The following is a 3,566-nucleotide window of genomic DNA, read 5'->3' as shown; positions in this document are numbered from 1 at the left end:
TGCTCGCCGAGACCGAGTTCAGCCCTGCTGCGACGAAATGAGAATCCGCGGTGAGCAAACCAGGTGTACGCGACGGTCGCGCCGATGATGAGCAGCTGCGACAGCAGGACCGGCAAGCCAAAAACCTCCACCAGCAGCGGCAGGGCCGCGAAGTTGAAGCTCAGCGTCGACAGATTCACCAGCTCAAACCGAGCCAAATCGCGCCATACGTGGCCGGTCACCCGAAACACGAACCTGCGATATAGGACGAACGCGCACAGCACGGCCGCGACATGCGCGCATGCCAACGCACCCAGATATCCGGCAGCTCCACGGGGGAAAAGCCAAAAGAACACCACGAACCAGGCGGTCCCGATTGCGGTATTTGCGCCGCCGACCAGCAGGAAGGCGACCCGCTGATCCCCGATCAGCCGATACAGCGGTCCGGGAACTCCGACCATCCCCGCTGGCGGATGGATGTGCTCGTCGTCGCCCGCAAAGGGGTCGAGGCTCATCGGGAGCCCGCCTATGAAGACACCGGGGACGGCGAAACAACCGGTTGACCAGGCGAACCCGTGCCCGAACCGGTCGCCGTGGCCGATCCCTCTGGTCCCCCCACTATGTCGCGGATCAAAAACAGGGGGCGGCCCTTGCTCTGGTCGTACAGGCGGCCCAGGTAGGCGCCGATGATCCCGAGCATCAGGAACTGCACGCCCGTCAAGATGCCGATCGCGGCCATCAGCGAGCTCCAGCCGGGAACCGTTTGTCCAAGAAGCGCGCCCCGAATCGAGTTGATTGCGGCCGCGAAACCAATGAGCGACATGACCCAGCCGAGGATCACGGACAGCCTGAGCGGCACCATCGAGAACGAGGTGATGGCGTCCGCCGCAAAACGCACCATCTTGGCGAACGGGTACTTACTCTGGCCGGCCGCCCGGGCCTCGCGGTCGTAGACCAGCGGCACTTGCTTCCCGCCGATCCACGACACCATTCCCCGCACAAACCGGTGGCGCTCTGGCATCGCGACCAGCAGATCCAGCACGCGACGTGTGATCAAGCGAAAATCGCCGGTATCGCTGGGGATGTCCACATCGGTCATCCGGCCGATCACGCGGTAGAAGAGGGCCGCGGTTGCCCGCTTGAGGACGCTGTCACCCGAACGCCGGCGGCGCTGGCCGTAGACGACGTCGGCGCCCTCGTCCATCAGCGCCATCATTTCGGGCAACAGTTCGGGCGGATCCTGCAGGTCGGCGTCGATGATCAGCACACGTTCACCGCGGCACACGCTCAGCCCCGCGGTCAGCGCGAGCTGATGCCCATGGTTGCGCATCAATCGCACGCCCAGGACGCGGGGATCCTCCACCGCCGCCTTCTCGATGATCTCCCAGGTCCGATCCCTCGAACCGTCATCCACCAGGACCAACTCGCTGGTCGCCCCCAGTGAGTCCAGCACACCCCCCACCCGGCTCAGAAACAGCGGCAGCGCATCCTCCTCATCGAAGCAGGGCGCTACCACGGAGACCGCCGGGCGACACACCACGGTCATGGCCGTTAATGTAATTCGCCTGCTCGCTTCCCGCCGGTCTTTGGCAAAGATCGTGTGGCCATTCTGCCCGCCCCAGCGCGGCTGCCAGGGCGTTCTCGCCGTTGCGCCTGGTTGGAGGTCGTGTTCGCGGCGGTCCCGCGCCAGTCGCCGCCCAAACCGGCCGATTCCACGGAAAATTCTTCCCTTTGTGCCTAGGCTTCGTTCGTCCGACATCCACGAGGGGACTGATATGCGCGTGTCGGCCATGCTCCGCAAGATCTCCGCGATGGCCGCGGCGGTGTTGGTTGCGGCGGGTTGCTCGATGACACCCGATTACTCCGCGCCGGCATCGTTCACCGTCGGCAACGACGCTGTCGCGCATGTCGTCCAGCAGGCGCTCGCCCGCACTCCATACGCCACCCCCGAGGACGGCTCGCCGACGGTCGACTGCTCAGGCGAGATTCGCTGCACCGTCGCCTACACCGTCCAAGAGCCGGTGGGATTCATCTACGACGTCGAGTTGGTTTTGCCGACACGTCAGATGTGGAAGGCCATGTTCGCCGATCCACATTTTCAGCACGGGACCATCACGGTGAGTGGGCCCCAGACGTCGCCACGCGGTAAAGAGACGTCGGTGTTTTTCACGCTGTCGTGCGATCGCGGCGCTGCGTCCCGGATCGACTGGAACAACGCCGAGGCCACCCAGCTAAAGACCGCCTGCAAGTACACACGGCAAATCGAGTTGCCGGTCGGCGGTCTCAACGGGTCGACCGGGGTGGCCGTGGACACTGCGGGAAATCTCTATGTCACCGACAATCGCAACAATCGCGTGCTGAGGCTACCGCCCGGGCCCAGGCGAGTTGGTTCACCTCCCAGCCACACCGATCCTGTCGAACTGCCGCTCAACGTGCAGGCTCCCTCTGACGTGGCCGTCGTTGGTGGTGACGTCTACGTGACCGACAAGACCCGGGTACTGAAGCTGCCGGGGGCGTGGAACAGCCAAATTGAGCTGCCGTTCGCGGCGCAAGTACCGCTGGGCCTGGCGGTCGACAATTCGGGCGATGTCTACGTCGCCGACGGCGGAAACGGCCGAGTTCTCAAATTGTCGGCTTGGTCGACAACGCAGGTGGAGGTCCCGTTCGGGGGCGACGCAGACGGCTTGCGTGGTGGCCTGGCGGTAGACAATGCCGGCAACCTCTACGCCGCGGGCAAGGACGCCGTCTGGAAACTGTCGTCGGGCACCAACGCTGTGACCAAGCTGCCCCTTTCCGGTTTAACGAGTCCCAACGGGGTGGCCGTGGATCCACGTCCTTTCGTGGTACCGCGCCCCGGAAAGCAGGGTGAGACCGAGTTGGCCTTCAACGTCTACGTCACCGACGGCCTCGACAAAGACCACAGCCGGGTGCTGGTACTGCCGGCGGGCGCAACCCAACAAGGTGAGCTGCCGTTCACCGACCTAAACCATCCCACCGGGGTCGCCGTGGACACCGAAGGGAACGTCTACGTCACCGACTCCGGTAACAACCGCGTGCTCGAACTACCGGATGCGGCCGTCGGCTCGGCAATCCAGGCGATCTGGACCACCAAACACTGAAGCATTCACCAATGGAAACTGCGGTGTATACCGCGCTGGTGGCGCATCGGCAGCGGACAACGGGTGCGACCGGCAGCTCGCGCCCGGCGTAGGCTGCCGGCCATGAGTCGCCGGCCTGCAACGTGATGGAATTGGTGAGCACGGGTGCACGCAAGCTCGCGGCGCAGGCCCTCGGCAACGATCGGGTACTTGTCACCGGCGCATCGGGTTGGCTCGGGCGGACCGCCCTCGACCTGCTCGCCCCGCTGGGTTTGCCCACGCTGGCCTTGGCCAGCCGGGCCAGGTTCATCCGAGTCGGTGATTGTCAGATCGAGTGCCGGGTCTGGGACGACCGGGAGGTGGCAGCGTTCGCGCCGACTGTCGTGCTGGACTGCGCGTTTCTCACGCGGGACCGAATTGCCGACATGTCGCTCGGTGAGTATGTCGCGGCCAATCGCACCCTAACCGAACGCCTGGAGTACGCGACCC

General features: G+C 64.9%; 3 protein-coding genes and 1 pseudogene. 2 read left to right on the top strand and 2 right to left on the bottom strand.

The features are described from left to right. Positions 1-494 (bottom strand): GtrA family protein (locus JO059_RS16000; RefSeq protein ID WP_293320372.1); only part of this gene is annotated, 494 nt, incomplete at its 3' end. 11 nt (positions 495-505) lie between these two features. Further along, the gene (locus JO059_RS15995) at positions 506-1,525 is read right to left on the bottom strand and encodes a glycosyltransferase family 2 protein (RefSeq protein ID WP_293320370.1); all 1,020 of its coding nucleotides are present in this window, start codon (positions 1,523-1,525) and stop codon (positions 506-508) included. Between the two features lie 229 nt (positions 1,526-1,754). On the opposite strand from JO059_RS15995, the gene JO059_RS15990 reads away from it, so the two are divergent. Next, entirely contained in the window at positions 1,755-3,098 is a 1,344-nt protein-coding gene (locus tag JO059_RS15990; protein WP_293320368.1) for a hypothetical protein, read from the top strand. A gap of 125 nt (positions 3,099-3,223) precedes the next feature. Beyond that, positions 3,224-3,566: pseudogene (locus JO059_RS15985) on the top strand (NAD(P)-dependent oxidoreductase); the annotation flags it as partial.

This window comes from Mycobacterium sp., from assembly GCF_019247615.1.
Lineage (GTDB): Bacteria > Actinomycetota > Actinomycetes > Mycobacteriales > Mycobacteriaceae > Mycobacterium.
The sequence above is the reverse complement of the archived record's forward strand: the minus strand, read 5'-3'. Positions and strand labels throughout refer to the sequence as shown.

Bases quoted from the DNA above. Each gene is read 5' to 3' on its own strand.
- JO059_RS15995 (WP_293320370.1), bottom strand. From the start codon at position 1,525: ATGACCGTGGTGTGTCGCCCGGCGGTCTCCGTGGTAGCGCCCTGCTTC.
- JO059_RS15990 (WP_293320368.1), top strand. From the start codon at position 1,755: ATGCGCGTGTCGGCCATGCTCCGCAAGATCTCCGCGATGGCCGCGGCG.